Genomic DNA, 19,242 nt, shown 5'->3' with positions numbered 1-19,242 from the left:
CGGTGTGTCCCTTCCGGACTGTCGGGCGGGTGGTGGGCGGGCTAGAACTGCGGTCCGAGTGACAGCGGGGCGACGTTGGTGCCGAAGACGTTGCGCACCGTTTCGGCGACCACCTCGCGGTCCTCCTCGGGTGCGATGCCCACGAGGTTGCCAGCGGCGGCGGCGGTGCCCAGCACGGCGGCGATGCGGTTGAACGCGATCAGTTCGCGCAACTGGGGCGCCCAGCCGATCTCGCCTTTGTCCTGCCGTGCGGCCAGATTCCGCGCGACCCGCACCGCTTTCGGTTCGATCCCCAGTTGGACGGCGAGGTCGTAGTCGGTGGACACGTGGATCTGGGCGGCGAACCGGGACGAGAGCGCGTCGGTGAGGACCGCGCCGTGCACGCCGGGGTTGTGTCCGGCCACGACGTAGAACCCCGGGGCGGCGTCGACCACCTCGTTGCGGTGGGATTTGATGATGATCTGGCGGCGCCCGTCCATCGCGGGGTACACCACGGCCAGCACGGTCGGGGGGATCAGGGTGGCGTCGTCGATGAACAGTGCGCGCCCCTCGCGCATCGCGGTGACCAGCGGGCCGTAGGCGAATTCGTAGCGCCCGTCCGGGGTTTGGGTGTAGGAGCCGACGAAGTCGTCGGTGACGGTGTCGCTGTCGCCCTGAATCGTGATCAGGTCGTCGAACGCGGCCTCCACCACCGAGGTCTTCCCGGTGCCGGGTGGGCCGTACATGAGCGCGGACACCCCGGCGGCGCGCAGTCGGCGGAGCGCGGTGACGTCCGACAGCCCGGACAGCTTGCGCGGGTGGTACATCTGCCCGTTCGGGCGGCGGACCAGACGGGTGACCAGGGCGGTTGGGGCGGGGGGCGGGGTGGGGGCCGACGTGGTCGGGACGGTGGTGGTGCGCGGGGCGACGGTGACGGTTTTCGCGGCGTCGGCGGTTTTGTCGGTCGCACGGTAGCTGACCGGTTTGGTGCCGACCGGTCGCGCTTGCCCGAGCGCTTCCAGCGTCACCAGCGCATTGCCGACCGCGCCGGAGGACTTCCCCAGTCGGCGCGCGATGGCACCGGCGGTGAGCGCGGCGTTGGGGTCTTTGGCGAGTTGTTCGGCCACCATGCGGCGGAGTTCACCGTTGCGCAGCCGGGGTGTGGTCGCGCCCGGGACAGCGGGCGCGGTGCCGTGGTCCGGAGTCGTGGCGGGCGTGCTCATGGTTCGGTGTCCCTTTCAGACGTTCGCGGTCACAAGCGGGGGCACAAGGTCAGCCGGGCTGGAAGTTTTCGCCCCATTCGGCGTGGCGCCGATGGAAGTTGAGGTCGGCGTGGCCCCCGCATGGGCAGGGGGCGACGTTGTCGCGCTCCCACTGCTGGCGGGTGATCTCCAACGGTTGCGAGCAGTGGCCGCATTCGACGGTGCCGGTGTCCGGGGTGCTGGTTTCGCGGTTGCTGGTGGTCAGCCATTCGACGGCGTCGTATTCGCTGGCGGCGTGGTAGTGGGTGCCGTCGGCGGCGACGATCCGCCAGTGGTCGCCGCGCACCCGGTCGGCCGGGTAGTAGGTCCCGGCGAGTCTTCCGTCGGGGCGGGTGACCGTGCCGTACAACAGTTGTTGCGCGTCGGCGGGGTCGATGACCACGCACACGACCGCGCAGCCGTTTTCCATGAAGTGGTCGACGGTAATTTCCGGCAGCGGCGCGGGATCGGCCATCGGGTCGATGACGTGCACCGCCGGGGTTCGCGGGGTGCTGGCGTTGCGGTTCACGGCGTGGCCCCCTTTTCTGGGATGTGGCGCGGGTTTTCGGGCGGTTCAGCTGTAGGCCAGTTCGGCGTCGTGGTGGGCGTCGGTGGCCGCTGCGGCGGCGGCGTGGCTGGGGTGTTCTTCGGTCCACCCGCAGTTGCAAAACGCGGTGGCGGTTCCGTCGGCGTGCGTGGTGACGTCGGTGTAGCACATAACTATCCCCGTTCCTGAATTCGCCGGGCGGGCGGTTGGTGACGGTTTCCGGTTTTCCCGGTGACACATCAAAAGTAACTCGATCCCGGGCGGCGTGCAATAGTTTTCCGCCGTCGATCTCAGGGAATTTTGTTCGCCTTTTCATCATCGAATTGGCTCACATTTCCGTGCCGTTTGCGCAGGTCAGGCACGTTTGAGGCGGATGCAGAAACGGCCCGGCGGCCAGTCGAAAAGCCGGATAGAAATGTCGTCTTCTCCAGAGAAAATTAAGAGAAATCGGGAGAATTGAACGTGAGCAGAGCACACAGGCTGCCAGCATGATCAGGATGCGGAAGGTACGTGACATCGCCGCCGGACCTGATGTGCTTACCGGCTTGGCGGCAAGCGAGTCTGGGACACCGGTGGATCCCCTTACCGGGTGCATGACCTGCGGTGACGGCGGGCACCAGGGGATCCGACTTAAGCGGATACCGGAGGACGAGGCTGAGCGGTCCGGTGAGCGGCTCCTCCGTTGGCACTCGCGTCCCGCGGCAGGTAGCCCCGCAGCGACAGCACGGGATGGTCGGCCGCTGGCGAGGTCCCCACCGGCGCCCTTCTGCCTGAGATCGTTCGCACGCACACGACAGAATTGCGGGCGCTGGTCCCGCGATCCCCGCGATCGAAAAAAGACATTTGGAAAGGTGCGCACGGAGTTCTTTTCCGGCCTTGACGGTGGTTCTGCCACGTCGACGTTAGCATTGGATCCGCCCGATTGGGGGCTGGTAATCGAGGTATTTCGTTGTTCCCGACGAGTCTTTTTCCTCCATCGAGTCGCGTTCGTGCGCCGATTCATGGTTCCGGGGAGGGGCGAGTTTTCTCGGTGGGGATTCCGGTGTGGTAGGCGCGTAGTCGCTGTGCGAGGTCGATGGTGTCGGGGGTGGGTGTGGCGTCGATTTCGGTGAGGCGGGTGTGCAGCAGGGTCAGGGTGCGGGAGATGGCGTCGTGCTTTCCGAGTACGTGTTGCAGGCGCATGATGTCGCGGTAGAGCAGTTCGTTGTGCGGGTCGAATGCGCGCGCGGTTTCCAGGAGGTCCAGGGTGTAGTCGGGGTCTGTGTCGACGTGGGCGCGGGCGAGCGCGGCGACGGCGTCGAGGGCGTCCCGCCGGGTCGCTTCACGCGCGGCGGTGAGCCATTCGGCGTCCAGTCCGTCGGCGAGGGTGCCGCCGTAGCAAGCCACGATTGCCTCGTAGGCCTCGATGCGTTGGTCGGGAGTGGGGGCGGTGCGGCGGCGGGAGACCGCGTCGGTGAAGGCCCAGTAGTCCACGTGGACGAGGGCCGGGTTGAGGCGGTAGTGGCCGTGCTCGCCCAGCACGAGGTCCGGGATCGTTCCGCGGGTGGCGGTGTCGAGGGCCCGGCGGATGCGGGAGAGCACGGTGCGCAGGACGCTCGCCGGGTTGCGGGGCGGGTGGTCGGGCCAGAGGGCATCGACGATCGCGTCCCGGGACACGCCGCGGGGGTGGACGGCGAGGAACACCAGCAGCTCGAGCAGCCGGCTGGTCAGGTGTCCGGTCACGTCACTCAGGTCGCCCGGCCGGTTAGGGTCGGGCCGCCAATGCAGGGTCGGCCCGCCGAAGATGGCCAGCGTCAACGGGGTGTGCACCCCGGGCGATCTGTCTTCGGTCGTCGGTGGGGCGGGATGGTCGTCGTCGGACTCGGCGGGTGGTGGGCCGGTGACGATCTCCAGCCGCTGGGTTCTGTCGGCTGGCGCAGCCTCCTCGGCGGATGACTCGTCGTGGGGCTGTGAAGGTTGGGGCGATTGGGTGGTGTGGAGGAAGGCCAGCAGGTCGCGGGTGGCGGTGTCGGGCAGGGTGAAGGCCCGTGCGCCCCGCAGGGGCTCACCGTGCCCGGGGTCGGTCGCGGAGATGATCCCGTCACTAGTGACGTAGGCGGTCACGCCGGCGCGCCATTGGCCTAGCAGGACGGCGCTGATGCCCGATGGCGCGCCGTTGTCCAGCAGCTGCTGCAGTCGTGTTTGCGGCTCTGGCTCGCGTGGCGGGGACGCAACCAGGATGGTGCGCAGGCCCGGTTGCCGAGACTCCTGGTGCGTGGGATGGGAGTCGAGAACGGTCAGCGCCGCATCGAGGTCCGCGACCACCGTGATCCGGTCCGGGAGCGGTCCGGCGACCGGAAGGCCGAGCAGGCGGGTGAGGTCGTCGGCGGGGACGAGCACCGTGACCGGGCCGTCGGTGGTGGTGAGGGCGGCGAGCACGAGGGCCCGGGCCGCGGCGTAGCCACCGGGGCCGACCAGGCCGAGGCCATGCACCGCCGCGAGATCGAGCGCGATCTGCTCGATCTCGTTGCCGTCGACCTCCCGGACGGCTGTGTCGAGGCCACTGTCCCAACGCAGCGCGGGGACGACGTGCCGGACGCGCGCAGCGAGGACCTGCATCTGGTCCTCGCTGCGCGGTCCAGCTGGGGATTCGGTGTCGGCGGTCTCGGCCTGGAGCGCCTCGTCCTCGTCGCCGTGTTGGGCGCGCAGGTGGGCCAGCCGCAGCTGGTACACCGCGGGCGGGATAGGCAGATCGTCGGCGCGTCGGCCGCTGCCAGGCCGGTAGCGCGCGTGGCGCCGGCGCCGTGCGAGCACCAGCAGAGCGCTCACGGCCCCCGCTAAGCCCAGGCTGACGAAGATCTCGCCGCCCCAGGTAACCCCGCCCCCGCCGATGTCCTCCGCCGGCGGGTCAGCCGGCCTCGCCGGTGCGGGTGCCGGTGTCCCGGTGGGGGTCGGCGTTTGCGGTGCGGGAGGCGGGGTGTCCTCCCCGGTGGCCGAGGGCGGCACCGGGGTGACCTGAGCGGGGAGCCGGAGAACGTCCCCGGGGTGGATCCGGTTCGGGTTGGTCAGCAGGCGCCCGCTGGGTTGGGTGCTGCCTTGGTTGAGGGCCCAGATTTCGGGCCAGCGGTCGCCGTCACCGAGGCACCGCTGCGCGACACGCCACAGAGAGTCGTGCACCCCGTTGGCCGCCTCGCGGACGCGCTCGGTTCCCGGCGGACAAGAGAGAGCCGTGTGGCTCTCCGGTTGGGTGGCGGTCCAGGCGGGGGCGGTCGCGACGACGGGCGCGTGGCCCGCCGGCCGTGCCGGGTCGACGGAGGTGACCGGTGCGGCGCTGGCGGCGCGGCCGAGCACGGCCACCAGCAGCGTGCCCACCAGCACGGCGGCGACACGGCGAAGCGGTCCGGTCCGCAGCCGCAGTTCGAGCGCTCGTGCCCCGCTTGCCACATCCAGGGCGCAGGCGGCGACCTCAAGGGCGAAGACGAACCACAGCAGCCACGCCAGGCACGCCACGCCGTCGAGCAGGAAGCTCGTGGACATCGGAGCCATCAGCACGGCGCCGATCTCGTCCAGGGTGGGCAGGTGATCCGGCAGCGGCCAGCCCACGAACCGCACCAACGCCCACGGCAGACCGCCGACCAGCGCGAGCAGCATCGCCGCAGCCACCAGCCCGCGCACCGCCCGCCCCAGGAGCCGGGCAGCACGAAGCGGCCGGGCTCGGCGGGTGAGCGGCACCATCACGTGCTCGCGGCCGCCACAGCGGACTCGGCCGACTGCTTCGGCGTGGGACGCGGAATGGTCGTGGGGTGGCCGTTGGTGGCACCGCTGCGGGCCTTCGTTGTCGTGCTGCGACGGCGTTTGCCGCGGCTGCTGCTGTCGCGCCAGCGTGTCAGGTCAGCGGCGGGGATGTCGGTGACCTGGGCCAGCTCGGAGACGTCGATGACATCCCCGGCCGCGGTCAGGACCTCGCCGAGTTCGCGCTCGAGCTCGGCAACCTGGGCGGCGAGCGCGGCGTGCCGACGGGCAAGCTCGCCCACCATGGTGGCCGCCTCGGCGCGGCGGGCGCTGCGAGCGGTGTCCTTCTCGCTGAGACGGCGGGTGATTTCCTCTTCCGATGTGACCATGCCGGGTCTCCTTCCCTGCTGTTACGGTTCGACGGCGGTGACGCCGCGCTGGGGATGGGCCGCGCCGCTGCCGTGGGCGTGGATGTCGTCGATGCCGATCAACGAGAGCAACTGGGTGCGGTAAGTGGTCGTGACCTGCACCGTGACGGTGTCCCCCGCGACCTGGACAGCGCCGGTGGCGCCGACCGCGGACAGGTAGCGCTGCGCCAAGTCCCGCGCACGGGCGGGGTCGAGCCGGACCTCACCAGTCGCGCGGTAGGCGGTCAGATCCAGGGCCTGAGCGCCGGCGCGGGCCGCGGACTCGGCCTGACCGCCGGCACGGACCTTGCTCGCGAGCGCAAGACCGCCGTCCAGGCTCAACCCAGCCAAGGCCAGCAGGCCCAGCATGAGAGCGAGCACGAACGCCGACACCCGGCCGTCCTCGCCCACCCACCACGCACGCCATCCCTGCCAGCGTCGGCTGATCATGGCGTGGTCCCGGCCGTCTGGGAGCGGTAAGTGTCGACGACCTCGCTGGCCGTCGATTCCAGCGTGGTGCTACCCGGAACCCCGAGTAGAACTGCCTCTTCGAAGTCCACTGTGCACCGCACGCTGACGGTGAGCGTGCCGCCTGGCACCACCGCGCCACTGAGACTGGTTGTGACGCCCCCGCACACCACCCCGGCCTGGGCCAGCGCATTCGCAGCGGTCGCGCGCGCGGCGTCGGTGGCCGCCGGGCTGCTGCGTTGCATGCTGGCAGCTCGGGCCGCCTGGTGCGCGGCGTCGTCGAGCCGCAACCGGGCATCCACCCCGCGGTGCACCACGACGGCGACAAACACGATCAGCATGACCAGCAGCGGCGCGACCAGCACCGCCTCCGCGGTGACCGATCCCCGCTCACCGCTCCACCACCGCCGCGCAGTCTCGACACCGGCCCCGCATCTGCCCTTGCCGGCCGGGGGCCGCGCGACACCAAGTCCGATCGTCGCCCGAGTGCCGTCACCCGTGCGCGTCATGACGCACTCCCGCTGGCGACATCGGGCAAGAAGCGTTCGACCTCACCGAACACTTCGGCCTGCACGTGCAGATGCACGCCTGGCAGCACCGGGGTCGCCTCGCCCTGGACCCTCACCGCCACCGAGGTTGCGCTGCGGGCCACATCCAGCCGCGAGTTCCGTAGCGGACCGGACGCCAGCTCGTCCAGCAGGCGTTGCCCCGCAGTATGTCCTGTAGAGGAGGTGCCGTTCTGCATGCGGGCGGCGGCGAGCGCCTGGGAGGCCGCGGCTTGCGCGACGTGGGTGGCGTGTGACCACAGCGCGAACTGGACGATCGCCAGCAACGCCAGCAGGAGCAGCGGTGTGGCGATGACCAGTTCGACGGTGACCTCGCCGCGGTCGCCCCGCAGGGCCTGTCCGGTCGCCCTCCGGATGGGACCGGCGATTCTTGCGCCGTACACCTCAACCGCCGAGGCCGAGGTCGATGGAATTCGCCTTCTCGGTGAGTTTCGCGACGATGATCGCGATGATGGCGATCGCGGCGATGGCCATCAGGGCGGTCACGATGACCGTCGTGGTGATCTCGCCGCGCTCCGGGTCTTCCCGCAGCAGCATGGTCCGCGCCCGGATCAGGCTCCACACTGTCCGGCAGTGATACAACATGAGTTCGCCTCTTTCCTTGTCGTGCAATCCTTTCCGTCGCCCAGGCCGACCTAGAGTCCATTGAGGACTTGAATGAGGGCCGGGTAGGCGATGAAGCCGAGGAACCCGATGAACAGCAGCGTCACCGGCAGTGCCATGCGTTCGGTGGCGGCCTGCGCATCGGCTTCGGCGTCGGTGACCTGATGGGTGCGCAGCGTTTGTGCTTTCGCCGCCAGGGATCCGCGGACTCGGGCGCCTTCGGTGCCGGCCAGGGAGATCGAGGCGGCGAGTTCGGACAGCTCGGGGATGTCGAGTTCCTCGCCCAACCGGCGCAGGGTGTTCCAGGGCGTGGTGCGGGTCAGCTGCGCGGCGTCCAGTGCGCGCTGGATCTTGTCGAACGCGGGGCCGTGGCCGACGGCGGCGGCATCCAGCAGCGCGCCCTCGACACCGGCGCCGCCGGCGAGGGTGATCCACACCAGGTCCAGGAACGCCGACAAGGCAGTGCGGAACTCCCGCCGCTGCCGGGCTGCCCGGGCGCGGACATCGAGATCCGGGACCAGAAAGCCGAGGCCGGCGAGCACCAGCCCGGCCAGCAGCGGCACCTCGAACCCGAGGGAGAGACCACCGAGGGCCAGCAGCGCCTGCAGCAGCCACGGCGCGGCCAACCCGGCCAACGCGAGCACCGCCTTGGACGCGAGATGGGTATCGGTACCGCGGCCGACGACCCGCAGGTCGTTAACCAGGTTCGCGCCGGGAAGGCCCGCGGCGCGCAGGGCGGGCACGAACACCCGCCCCCAGGTGGTGATCCAGGGCGCATCGTCCGGACGCAGGATCGGTGCGACGGGCCGTTGTGCGCTGACTTGAGCCAGCCGAACGCCGAGAGCGGGCCGCGGTGGCACCGCCCAGACCACGAGCAGCCACAGGCCAAGACCGGCCCCGGTGCCGAACAGGATGGCGGGGATCATGCGCGCTCACCCCCGGGAGCGGCAGGTGCCGTGCTCTCGACGGCCGGCACGTCCAGCGTGAGCACCCTGGCCTGGTCGCCGCCGGCGGCGATGCGCGAGAGCCAGGCGAACCCGGCGACGAAGAGGCCCCCGATGAGCAGCAGCACGAACTGCCCGGTGACGGTGTCGTAGACGCCGAGATAGGCGCGGTTGAACACCACGACTCCGGCGGCGAAGGCGAGGGTGGTGGCGACGATGACCCGCACCGAGGTGCGGGTGCGCGCCCGCCCGGTCTCGACCCGCATCCGCATCGCGGCCTGCTCGCGGGCGGTCGTCGCCAGCGATCCGAGCAGGTCGCCGAGCTGGCGCGCCTGGTGCTCGGCAGCCAGCACCAGGGAGGCGATCACCAGGTCCGCTGTTGGGTCGGCCAGCTCCCCCGCCAGTCCGCGCAGCGCCGGCGCCAGCCGCTGCCCGCTTTCCAACCGCGCGGCCAGCGTGGTGATCTCGCCGCGGATCGGCGCTGGCGCGAGCGGCGCGGTGGCGAGGATGGCTTGCTCGAGCCCCGCCGCGGCCGCGAGCACGTCGCGCAGCATTTCCGTCCACGACGCGATTGCCTCCATCCGGGCGACGCGACGCGCGTGGGCGCGATCCGGACCGACAAGCCGCGGCAGGAACCACACCGCCGCCCCGGTCAGGACCCCACCGACCACCCAGCCCGTGACCGCGCCGGTCAGCAGCCCGGCGCCGACGGCGAGCACCACACCCAGCACGAACCGGCGATCGCGATCCTGCCCGCGCACAGCACGCAGCCGCCCGCCGAACGCTGAGGTCGACGACACCGTCCCGGCCGGTCGACGCAAGGCGGCAAGGATCAGCAGGATCCCAGCCGCGGCACCGAGACCGAACACTGCGGCCACCGCCGTGTCGAGAGTCATGACGTCCACCAACCCTCGGGCTGGGCCAGCAGGTCCGCATCGAAGCCGGCCGCGACCAGGTCATCGAGGGTGTCCGCCCGCAGAGCCCCCGCGACGGGAACCGCACGCCGGTCGGGACCACGCCGGTAGACCTCGTTGGAGATCACCGCGCCGCCCTCGGCCCCGACGACCTCCCGGATCGAGGCGATCACGCGGGTGGTGCGGTCGGCAGCCCGGTCCAGGTGGACCACGAAGTGCACGGCGGAGGCAACCAGCAACGCGGTGGCCTCCAGCGGCAGCCGCTCCGGCCCCTGAGCGGCGTAAGACGCCAGCCGGGTGAACGCGATCTTCGACGACGAGGCGTGCAACGTCGCCATCGAGCCGTCGTTGCCCTGGCTCATCGCGTTGCACATCGGGATCACCTCGGCGCCGCGGATCTCTCCGACGATCACCCGGTCCGGGCTCATGCGCAGCCCCCAGCGCACCAGCTCGGCCTGGTCGATCGCGCCCTCCCCCTCGACGTTCACCTCCCGCGCCTGCAACGCGGTGACGTCGGCATGCAGCTCCGGGTCCAGCCCGAGGCCGAGTTCGAACGCGTCCTCCACGGTGACGATGCGCTCCATCGGATCCATCTCCGCGGCCAGCGCCCGCAACAGCGTGGTCTTCCCGGCGCCGGTGCCGCCGGTGATCAGCAGGTTCTTCCGAGCGCGCACGAGAGCACGCAGAAACCGCTCCAGGCCGGCGTCCAACGTGCCGCGGCGGCGAAGCTGGGCAAGGGTGGCGGTCAGATAGCCGTGGCGGCGCACCGTCAACGCCGTCACCCCGCCCGCGGTCAGCCCAAGGACTGCGAACAACCGCTCACCACCGGGCAGTTGCAGGTTCAGCGCGGGCGACCCGCGGTCGAATCGGCGCTCCTCCGAGGAAGCGCGCGCCGCGAGCGTACGTACCAGATTCGTCAGCTCCTCGTTCGACGCCGCGATCGGCGCGACCTGAGCGCGGCGGCCGTCGGCGTACTGGACGAAGACCCGGTCGAACCGGTTGACGTTGATCGTCTCCACCGAGCTGTCCGCCAGCAGCGGCTGCAACCCGCCCAGACCGAACACCTCGTCCAACACCTGATCGGCGACACGCTGCTCCACGGCGCGATCCAGCAGCACGCGCCCGGCGAGCAACTCGGCCTCGGTGTGCGCGGCGATCGCGTCCTCTAAGACCTCGCGGCCGATCTGCCGGCGCCGCGCCACACTCAACGGGCCTTCCCCAGCCCGGGCGGCGGCTTCGACCCGCTCCGGCAACTCCGCGGTCAGCACGCGCCGTAGCCGTGCCCGTAGCTGCTGCTCCGCATCCCCGGCCGCTGAGTCGTGCCCGGACCTCGCGGAGGTGGGGTGGGCAAGCGACGTCATAGCGGAAACTCCATTCCGGGCAGGCCATTCGCCCCATGGCCGTTGCGACTGGACGCGGTTTCGGCTTCACGCGGTGAGCGGAGGAAGCCACCGGAGTCGGGTGGGCCGGTGACCGTGCCGGCCGGATTGCGCACCTGCTGGGCGGGAACGCCGGGCACACTCGCGAGACCACTGGATGCCGTGCCCGATTCCTGCGGAGCGGCCAGCGTGCGAGCCAGCGTGGCGACGCTGCTCGCGAGGGCGCTGCGGCGTCGGCCGGGTGGGCGGTGCCCGGCCAGCGCCGCCGCGGTGGCCGGATCGTGCGGGATCCGGCCGATCGTCGGCACGCCCAGCTCACGCTCGACGTCACGGGTCGGGTAGCCCAGCCCGGTCAGCAGCAGCGCCGGCCGCGGCGTCCAGCGCGACAGCGCGGACAGGCGCGTGGCGACGTGCGCGAGATCGTCCCCGTAGGTGCCGGTGACCAGCACCAGCGCATCCGCGCGCCGTGCGAGGGACTCTGCCGGAGAGCCGGGATCGATCCGCCCGCAATCGGCCAGGACCAACACGCCGGGCTCACGGGCGGTCGCGTCCAGAACTGGCCCGTCCGGCGCCGCCGTCAGCGTGGTCAAGGCGGCCCGGGCGTGCACCCCGCCCGGCGGAGCCGGCAGCACACGAGCGCCGCCGGGCAGGACCTGGGTGTGCTCCCACACCATCGCGGGGTCGCGAGTGCGGCGCGCCGCAGCCGCGAGGCTGACCAGGCCCGGGGTCGTGGGCAGCCCGAACCGCATCGCCAGATCTCCCCCGCTCGGGTCCATCTCGGCCACCAGGCGCCGTACGTGCGCGGCCTCGGGCCACTGCATGGCGAGCGCCACCGCAAGGGTCGTGACGCCGGGTGAGCCTTTCAAGCTGGCGAGAGCGATGAGCATCAGCGCGTCCCTCCCGACGTTTGCATCACCAGAGCAAGCTGCCCAGCCGGGACCTGGGCCAGCTGGGTGGCCGCGGTGCTTTCCAGCTCCAGGGACACCACCGTGGCCTGATCGGTGCCGGCGGGCGAGACCCCGATGACCGTGGCTCGCCAGGGCACGCCCTGTCCCTGCCCCGCGCTGCCGACGGCGGGCGCCGCGGTGTCGGCGGTGACGACGACCGTCACTGGCGCACCGGGGCTGAGCTCGGGCGGAAACTGGCCAGGCTTAACCGCGACCGCTGCCACGGCCCGGCCGAGTGCGGGGATCGCGGCAGCGCCGACGCTGTCCGGGGTCAGCAGCGCACCAGGCGCGAGGCTGGTCGCCATCGGACGCCCCAGCACCCCCGAGACCTGTTCTGCGGGCACGGTCGCCACACCCCACGGCACCGCCACCTCGGCAGTACGGAGATCCGCCGACGTCAGAACCTGGCCCACGGTGACCGGGCGCGCGACCACCAGCACCGGCACGCGGTCCCCGCTGCCTGCGGTCCACCACAAGGCGCCCCCAACACACACCACGACCAGGAGCAGACCGAGCACCAGGTGCGGCAACCGACGGCGCGACCGGCGAGGCGGCGCCGACGGGGCCCCCGCGGAATTCAGCCATCGTCCCGCCGATTCGGCAGAACTTTCCTGAACACGAATGTGGGGCGTGTCGGTGCTGGTCACGGTAGGTCCTCCAGGCAAAGCTCGCCCAACCGCGCATTCATACGGGGAATACGCAGTCAGAAAAGGGACAGAGTTCGGTTGTGTCGAATCGCGGGTCTTATCCGGTTCCCAACGCTTGGGCTTCCGCGACGCGGAACGACGCCGCACCGCTCGTCGTCATGTCCGGGAACGTGCCCGACGCCCCAGCGCCCGACCATGTCACGCGCCAGTGCACCGTCGCCGCCGCCGGAAACCGCTCCCCTGGCGCCAACGCCGACGACCGCCGGTAGGTGTGCCCGCAGTCCGGCGACGCGGCGTGCGGGTCGCCACCCGCGGGGAAGGGAGTCCCCGGGCCGGTACACGTCAGCGTCCCGCCGTCACCCATCGACCACGACACCGACGTCGGAGTCGCCGTCGCCGTGACCGACACCCCAGGCACCGACGCCGTCGCCGATCGCGGCTGCCACACCGCCCGGTCCACCCACAACCACGTCGGCAACCGAACAAGCTGCGTGCCCGCAGGGTTCGACGCGATCACGGGGCTGGGCAACCGCAACTGCGACCGAGCGTGCTCCGCCAACTCCTCTGGCGACGGCAACGCCGCGGCCCCAGGCGCCGAACCGTCCGGAATCCATACCGGAGCCCGGTACAGCGCATCCCGGCCGCCCGGGCCCGAACACTGGTAGACGTACCACGCACCGCTCTCCCCCGGAGCCTGTGCCAGCACCACGCCCTTCGCGTAGCCGGAGATGCGCGAGACGAGATGCACGCTCGTGCCACGCGCCGGACGAGGCTGATGACTCACAGTGGCCACGCCATTGGACGGCGGCTGGTAGTCGCTCCGGACGTAGGAACAGTTCGCCAGGCCGGAATCGCCGCCGAGAATGCGGTCGCCAGGGGGCGGCGCCTTCTCGCCAAGCCTGTGCTCCTGGGCCTGTTGGGTGCCCGGATACGGTACTGCGACCGGGCGGCGCTGGGGTGCGCTGTTGTCGCGGCTGCCCGCTCCCAGCTCGCACCCGGGATACGGGTTCTGACCACAGTCGACGTCGCCGTACCAGTCACCCGCCATCGCCGGCGCTGCGCTGGCGAGCAGTGCCATGGAGATCAGAACTGTGGTGACGCCGGCGCGTCTGACGATCAGCATGTCCCGGTCCCCTCGACGGCGAACCGGGTCACCCGCCAAGAGCCGTCCACAGCCAGCTTCACCTCGGCGTTGATCAAGTGCTTTCCGCCGGGCTCGTCATCAGCGAGCTGCCCGTTGTCGGCGCGGTACTTCAACCAGTTGCTGGCGTCCGAGCAATCGCGGATCAGGACTGTGGTGGGCACGTCCGGAGGCTCGACGGACTGGACCACCGGGTTGTTGACCGGCTTTCCCCTCGTGACCAGCCCGTTGTAATGATCGGCGTACATCTGCCGGGACAGCACCGACAGCGCGTCGCCGGTGGCGTGGTCGGCCAGCTTTGGCGACTGCCAGTCGGAGGTAGTCGCCACGGCTGCGACGTCCTCCCACATGCGCAGGTAGGAGTCCACCGCCTTCTGCTGCGCGGTCTCCACGGGCGAAGTCGAGCTGGCACTGGCGGCGGAGGAAGGTGCGGGTGCCCGAGCCGGCTCGGCGACGTTCGCGCTCTCGCCGGAACTGCACCCGGCCACAGTGAACGCGACGCACGCGATACCGGCGAGCGTCTGACGACGGTGTGTTCCCATTGCGTTCCCCCACGGCCTCGACTCTCGATGGTGAGCGCAAGCCGCTGGCAGAGGGCGCTCACCGTTCTTGTCCAATCCGACCTTCGCCGCACCGAAGATCGACCCCGCCTGTTTGACGCGAAGTTCACCCGTTGGGCGGACACTGCCCGAAGTACCACCGCATTCCACGCTGTTGTTCGGGTCGTGGTGCCACTGGGCTGGCACGATGGCCGACAGGAGACTCACGCCCTGACAAGCGACCTGGAGCAGAGCATGGCTACCGACTGGTGGTGGCCCGCAGGCTGGGCGGCTGCGGGCGCCCTGCTCGGCACCGGAACCGTTGACCTCACTCGCCGCTTCCTGCTCACGGGCGGCACCGTCGCCAGGTCGCGCTGGTTCGGCGCCGTGCTCACCGCAGCTGTGTTGGCGCTCCTCAGTTGGCGAATCGGCACCCGTGGTGAAGTTTTCGTGTACGGCGTTGCGGCCGTGCTGGGAGTGCCGTTGGCAGTGATCGACTGGTGCGAACATCGGTTACCCCGGGCGTTGGTCTTGCCCCAATTGGTCGGCGCCGCGGTGGGATTCGCGGCTCTGTCGTTGATCCGCGCTGATCCCGCCCCGGGCCTTCGAGCACTCTGGGCTCTGCTGGCTTCGGCCGGATGCTGTCTGATACTGGCTCTGGCGACCGGAGGCGGAATCGGCGCAGGGGACGTGCGGCTCGCCGCCGTGGTTGGCCTCGTGACGGGTTGGTCCGGTTGGCCCGCCGTCGCCGCTGCACTGCTCGTGGCTTCCGTCCTGGCCTTGGTGCTTTCCGCGATCCCGCGAGCACATACACGAGATGAGCGCGGGGCGGCCGTCGTGCCGTTCGGCCCCTGTTTCCTCGGCGGCGTGCTGGCTGTGGTCACGGTTACCGGCTAGACGCGTCGCGTGGCGAATCACGGGAATGACCAGGCCAGTAACCGTCTTCGGAGTGACTCACCCGGGGCGATCCCGGTGGCGGGGAGGAATGAGCCGGGCGGAGTCTGGGGGCACGACACCACCCGGCTCGCGAAACCTTTCAGCGTCATCGATCCCCCGGCTGAATCGGTGAACCCGAAAGGTTGATCTCGCATGGGCCGACTATGTCGCACCCAGGAGCGGTACGGAACAGTTCCCAGAGGACAGTTCTGTCCTGCGTTCGGTGATGATCCTGTGCTCATCTTGTCAAAACGACAAGAGTTTTCATCTGGCAGTTACTCCGCGCGCCTTACGCGTCGTCGAGATCAGCGTTGAGTTTGGCGATCCGGGTCCGGATGTCGAGGGCGCGAGGATCGTGAAGCGCCTCCAGGATCTCGGCGGCCTCGTGATACGACACGCGGGCCGCGGGTAGATTGCCCGACTTTGACAGGGCGTCGGCGCGCGCGATGAGGGTGTCAGCTTCGCCCCATCGCTCGCGACTTGCCCGTCGAAGCCTCAGCGCCGCATCGAAGTGGCTCAATGCGGTCCTGTAGTGCCGTTGTTCCAGCAACAAGAGGCCGTACTGGTGATGTGCCAGGCTGAGCACCGGCACGGCTGGGACCTCCTGGGCATACGTCAGGGCATCCAGCGCGGCTTGAGTCGCGGCAGTGACATCACCGAAAACCTGGTGTACATGCGCAAGAGAGGCGCAGGTGAACGCCCTTCCGAACGAGAAGGCCAATTCAGCGAAGAGCTGGTCAGCCTCGTCGAGGTGCCGGCGTGCTTCCTCACACTCACCCGCACCGAGACAGGCGGTACCCAGGGCGAAGAGCGTCCAGCCTCGCACACGGTCGTCATCACCGAGTTCGTTGCGCAACCGGAGAGCGTCGCGAAGGTTGTGCAACGCTTCGTCAGTACGACCGAGTTCGTGCTGGGCCCAGCCAAGGCTGTGTAGACACCAGGCCATTCCACGGCGACTCCCTGACCGGCGTGCTGCTGCCAGGCTGTCGGTCGCCGCCGTCAGCCAGTTGCCCCACTGCTTGGTGATGTAGAAGTACGGCAGGAACAGGGTCGGCAGCATCCACACCGCATCTCGCGCGACGTGGCTCTTCGCTCGTCGGGCGACGTGGATCGCCGTTTCCGCCTCCGCGTCACACCAAGCCATCGCGCCTTCATAACCGCTGTCCTCGAAGGTCAGCGGCTCGATCTCGCGACCGGCGTCCGGAGCCAACGCCATCCCTGACCAATGCGGGGCCAACGCGTTGGCAGCGTGCCAAGCCGTCGCGGTGTACCAGCGCAGCACACGATCGTGCGCTCGCTCCACTTCCGCGAGAGACTCCTCGACGACTGCGCGTTGATGCGCGTAGGCGTGCAGGAGGTCGTTCATCCGAAACCGGCCGCCCTGAACGTCTTCAAGCAGGTGTGCAGCGCGCAGCAGATCCAGATCCTCACGCGACTCGTCCCGGGACAGCCCGGTCAGCGCAGCTGTGGATTCCGCACTCATGAGCGGGGCCGGGCTGATTCCCGTCAGCCTGAACACCCGCCGGGCACGCAGCGGGAGGGCAAGGTACGACAGGTCAATGACGCCGTGGATGTTGACCGCAGGCTCCGTCGAGGCGAACAGATCGAGCCGGCGCGCTTCGGCCGTCAGTTCGCCGGCGAAACCCGCCAACGAGCCGTGGTGATGTTGCTGGATGTGCTCCGCCGCGATGAGGACGGCCATCGGAAGCCTGCCACACCTCTCGATCAACGCCTCGGCCGCTGAGACTTCGACGTCGACTCGCGCTTCGCCGACCCGGCGCCTCAGTAGCGTCAGCGCCTCCTCCCGCGACAGTGGCGGCAGCTCCATGTGCAGGCCGCCGCTGCGCAGCAAGAGGGCGGACTGGTGCTCTCGACTGGTTAGCACGACGGCGCTGCCGGCTCCCGGCAACAGGTGGTGCACCTGGTCATAACTCGCGATGTTGTCCAGCACGACGAGCGCAGGTCGCTGTGCCAACAGCGAACGGTAATGGGCCGCTCGGTCACCAGTGGAACCGCGCAGGGCTTCCGGCGGCGCACCGAGTGCCTGCAAGAAGGCGTCCAGCACCTCGTCAGGGTCAGCGGCCACCCCGGGAGCCAAGCCCCGCATGTCGGCGAAGAGGCAGCCACCAGGAAAGCGTGACTGGACGCGAGCGGCCCATTGCAGCGCCAGTTCGGTCTTACCCACCCAGAATCCGCCCTCGATGACGATGGTGGCTGCGGCGCCTGGCCGAGCCCTCGTGATCAAGGCGGTGTCGAGCTGATGCAGGTATGCTTCGCGGCCGACGAAGTCGGCAGCACCCGAAGGCAATTGCATCGGCCTGGGCGGGGGCCGCCGCGACGGCTCCTGGTCGCGCGCGATCCGCTCGAGCTCACCGCTCGCGCCTAGCACCTCGTCGATCCGCGTGACGACTGAGGGCAGTAGGCGGCGATGGCCATGCAGCATCTTCGACAGGTAGCTGACGCTGTAGCCTGCCCGAACCGCGACGTCGCCCAGCGACATACCGCGCTCTCGCCGCCAACGATGGACGGCCGCCGCGAAGCTGTTGATCGACCTCACGTTCCCCCCGACCAGCGGGCTCCGCACCGCAACACGGGTACAGACCCTTCAGATACGTACTGCGCCATGCCCGGTGACCGTTGGGGACCTGGTCTTACAGCAGCATCGACACTCCCGCAGCAACATCACTTGCATACCTTGATCAGTTGACTCCATGCAACCGACCGAAACCCAGTTACCCCAGATGGGTGAGGGACCATAAGTAAAAAGACGACGGGGTGCTGAGTAAAACTACTCAGGACATCTGCAGAGGAACTCCCTATTCCTGTATTGCATCATTCTCACCCCCATCCGATGGACCAACGTCGGGCGCAACGAACGTTCCCTTCGACCGGACAGTGACGACGAAGCCATGCTCTCGAAGTAGCCGAGTCGCATGCCGAACCGTCCCGATAGCGAAGCCGAGTTCCTGTGCGAGACGCCGCTCAGCCGGAAGCGGCGCATTCGGCGGCAACTCCCCAGCTTCGATGCGCGACTTGATGGCCTCAAAAGCGACGAGATATCGATAGTGGGGTTCACGGACTCGTTCGGTCATCGCCGAACTCCACGAACTCGCCCCCAGCCATTCTTTTCGTTGAGGACAACCTTCTCCCGCCTAGCCTTCGCATGACGACAACCAGGCTGCCCCTTGATTCGGCCAACAAACCTGGACAACGACCGGGCAAACAATTCTGAACGCCACATGACTCCCTCTTCCTAATGTTTGGTGCGGGCGGTCCCGGTCACCGCACCACCATCGACCGTGCATTACGTCGATACGAGGCAGCAATAGCCCAATCGGGTCGTTCGCAGGAAGAGATCTGCGTCTGTACTCTTCACTTCATGTCGAGTCACGGCGGAGGCATACCTGCGAGCGGAGATCAGCCCTTGGCGCGACTCCTTCGGGCCCACTGGTCGACCCGCTCTCCGCAAACGAGCATGCGGGCGATCGCGAAAGGCCTCGGCGTGGCACACACAACGCTGAGCCGGTGGCTCGACGGCTCGCTTGTCCCCTCAGAGGACCAGACATCGGCCTTCGCCGACGCCCTCGGCCTAACTGACCGCGCACGCGAGGATCTGCTGCAGGTCACCCGGTGGGTCAGCGCGCACGGCGGCGCCGTGGGCTTGTTCGGCGTCTCCGATCAAGTGACCGAAGTCCTCGAAGTCGAGTCAGAAGCAACCGTGGTCGCGGAATGGTCACCGCTGCGAGTTCCCGACCTTCTGCAAACCGCGAGATATGCTCGCCGTACCGAGCCGAGGAACCCTGCGCAGGACGTGGCGTTGAAACTTGGACGTCAGAGCTTGATTTTCCAGAACAGGGCAAAACAGTACAATGTGTTTCTCGGAATGTCGGCGCTGGAATCACGGGTAGGCGGCGATAACGTCATGGCCGAGCAGATCGAACGGCTGCTTTCGGCTGTCGATCAGGAGAACGTCGAACTGCGAGTCGTTCCGGACAGACTCGATTGGCACGACGGTCAGCATGGTGCTTTCGTCCTGTACGACCGCGAAGGTGGCCACAGTGTCGTCTACCTCAAGCACCTCGACACCGCGACCTACCTGGCCTATCCGGAGGTCGTTGCACGGTACCGGACGCTCCTGGCCGAGTTGGGCAGTCTCGCGTTAACCGCCGAGCAGACTCACGATCATCTCGAGAAAGCACTTCGCACACTGATGTGCGCGGAGAGCTGAGCGGAGCAACGCAAGCCACCTTGCCCTCGGTACCCGACCACACGA

20 protein-coding genes are annotated in these 19,242 nt (G+C 69.2%); 2 read left to right on the top strand and 18 right to left on the bottom strand.

The genetic code is table 11. The features are described from left to right. Positions 1–41 precede the first annotated feature (41 nt). The 16 genes from L2C96_RS22215 to L2C96_RS22140 form a co-directional block, all read right to left on the bottom strand. A complete protein-coding gene (locus tag L2C96_RS22215) occupies positions 42–1,202 on the bottom strand; it encodes an AAA family ATPase (protein WP_237337590.1) in 1,161 nt (386 codons plus the stop codon). Between the two features lie 49 nt (positions 1,203–1,251). Then, positions 1,252–1,713, bottom strand: coding sequence for a hypothetical protein (locus L2C96_RS22210; protein WP_237337589.1), 462 nt, complete (start codon positions 1,711–1,713; stop codon positions 1,252–1,254). A gap of 81 nt (positions 1,714–1,794) precedes the next feature. Beyond that, complete coding sequence (locus tag L2C96_RS22205) at positions 1,795–1,938, bottom strand: hypothetical protein (protein ID WP_237337588.1); 144 nt, start codon at positions 1,936–1,938, stop codon at positions 1,795–1,797. Between the two features lie 828 nt (positions 1,939–2,766). Then, positions 2,767–5,421, bottom strand: coding sequence for a BTAD domain-containing putative transcriptional regulator (locus tag L2C96_RS22200; RefSeq protein ID WP_237337587.1), 2,655 nt, complete (start codon positions 5,419–5,421; stop codon positions 2,767–2,769). Positions 5,422–5,480: 59 nt separating this feature from the next. Beyond that, positions 5,481–5,867, bottom strand: a complete 387-nt coding sequence (locus L2C96_RS22195; protein ID WP_237337586.1) for a hypothetical protein — start codon at positions 5,865–5,867, stop codon at positions 5,481–5,483. A 21-nt stretch (positions 5,868–5,888) separates the two neighbouring features. Next, positions 5,889–6,335, bottom strand: a complete 447-nt coding sequence (locus tag L2C96_RS22190) for a hypothetical protein (RefSeq protein ID WP_237337585.1) — start codon at positions 6,333–6,335, stop codon at positions 5,889–5,891. Next, positions 6,332–6,862, bottom strand: coding sequence for a TadE/TadG family type IV pilus assembly protein (locus tag L2C96_RS22185; RefSeq protein WP_237337584.1), 531 nt, complete (start codon positions 6,860–6,862; stop codon positions 6,332–6,334). The genes L2C96_RS22190 and L2C96_RS22185 overlap by 4 nt, the downstream gene beginning before the upstream one ends. After that, complete coding sequence (locus L2C96_RS22180) at positions 6,859–7,302, bottom strand: TadE/TadG family type IV pilus assembly protein (protein ID WP_237337583.1); 444 nt, start codon at positions 7,300–7,302, stop codon at positions 6,859–6,861. Before L2C96_RS22180 ends, L2C96_RS22185 begins: the two co-directional genes overlap by 4 nt. 1 nt (position 7,303) lies before the next feature. Beyond that, positions 7,304–7,504 carry a hypothetical protein gene (locus L2C96_RS22175; protein WP_237337582.1) on the bottom strand — a complete coding sequence of 67 codons (201 nt, stop codon included), beginning with the start codon at positions 7,502–7,504 and terminating at the stop codon, positions 7,304–7,306. Positions 7,505–7,554: 50 nt separating this feature from the next. After that, entirely contained in the window at positions 7,555–8,448 is an 894-nt protein-coding gene (locus L2C96_RS22170; RefSeq protein WP_237337581.1) for a type II secretion system F family protein, read from the bottom strand. Then, positions 8,445–9,362, bottom strand: coding sequence for a type II secretion system F family protein (locus L2C96_RS22165; protein WP_237337580.1), 918 nt, complete (start codon positions 9,360–9,362; stop codon positions 8,445–8,447). The genes L2C96_RS22170 and L2C96_RS22165 overlap by 4 nt, the downstream gene beginning before the upstream one ends. After that, entirely contained in the window at positions 9,359–10,741 is a 1,383-nt protein-coding gene (locus tag L2C96_RS22160; protein ID WP_237337579.1) for a TadA family conjugal transfer-associated ATPase, read from the bottom strand. The genes L2C96_RS22165 and L2C96_RS22160 overlap by 4 nt, the downstream gene beginning before the upstream one ends. Then, positions 10,738–11,646 (bottom strand): CpaE/TadZ family protein, encoded by a 909-nt coding sequence (locus L2C96_RS22155; protein WP_237337578.1) that lies wholly within the window; start codon positions 11,644–11,646, stop codon positions 10,738–10,740. Before L2C96_RS22155 ends, L2C96_RS22160 begins: the two co-directional genes overlap by 4 nt. After that, positions 11,646–12,353, bottom strand: coding sequence for an SAF domain-containing protein (locus L2C96_RS22150; RefSeq protein WP_237337577.1), 708 nt, complete (start codon positions 12,351–12,353; stop codon positions 11,646–11,648). The genes L2C96_RS22155 and L2C96_RS22150 overlap by 1 nt, the downstream gene beginning before the upstream one ends. Before the next feature lie 97 nt (positions 12,354–12,450). Next, positions 12,451–13,476, bottom strand: a complete 1,026-nt coding sequence (locus tag L2C96_RS22145; protein WP_237337576.1) for a hypothetical protein — start codon at positions 13,474–13,476, stop codon at positions 12,451–12,453. Further along, on the bottom strand, positions 13,470–13,886 hold the full coding sequence (locus L2C96_RS22140) for a hypothetical protein (protein ID WP_237337575.1): 417 nt from the start codon (positions 13,884–13,886) through the stop codon (positions 13,470–13,472). The genes L2C96_RS22145 and L2C96_RS22140 overlap by 7 nt, the downstream gene beginning before the upstream one ends. Positions 13,887–14,288: 402 nt before the next feature. Between L2C96_RS22140 and L2C96_RS22135 the strand changes: the two genes are divergently transcribed. After that, positions 14,289–14,930, top strand: a complete 642-nt coding sequence (locus L2C96_RS22135; RefSeq protein ID WP_237337574.1) for a prepilin peptidase — start codon at positions 14,289–14,291, stop codon at positions 14,928–14,930. Positions 14,931–15,258: 328 nt separating this feature from the next. On the opposite strand, the gene L2C96_RS22130 is transcribed toward L2C96_RS22135, so the two are convergent. Beyond that, complete coding sequence (locus L2C96_RS22130; RefSeq protein ID WP_308191171.1) at positions 15,259–17,526, bottom strand: tetratricopeptide repeat protein; 2,268 nt, start codon at positions 17,524–17,526, stop codon at positions 15,259–15,261. Positions 17,527–17,785: 259 nt separating this feature from the next. Continuing rightward, entirely contained in the window at positions 17,786–18,061 is a 276-nt protein-coding gene (locus L2C96_RS22125) for a winged helix-turn-helix domain-containing protein (RefSeq protein WP_237337572.1), read from the bottom strand. Positions 18,062–18,444: 383 nt separating this feature from the next. Between L2C96_RS22125 and L2C96_RS22120 the strand changes: the two genes are divergently transcribed. Then, positions 18,445–19,197 carry a DUF5753 domain-containing protein gene (locus L2C96_RS22120; RefSeq protein ID WP_237337571.1) on the top strand — a complete coding sequence of 251 codons (753 nt, stop codon included), beginning with the start codon at positions 18,445–18,447 and terminating at the stop codon, positions 19,195–19,197. Positions 19,198–19,242 lie beyond the last annotated feature (45 nt).

Source organism: Amycolatopsis tucumanensis, from assembly GCF_021654135.1.
Taxonomy (GTDB): Bacteria; Actinomycetota; Actinomycetes; order Mycobacteriales; family Pseudonocardiaceae; genus Amycolatopsis_E; species Amycolatopsis_E tucumanensis.
This window is presented reverse-complemented; position numbering and strand designations above follow the sequence as displayed.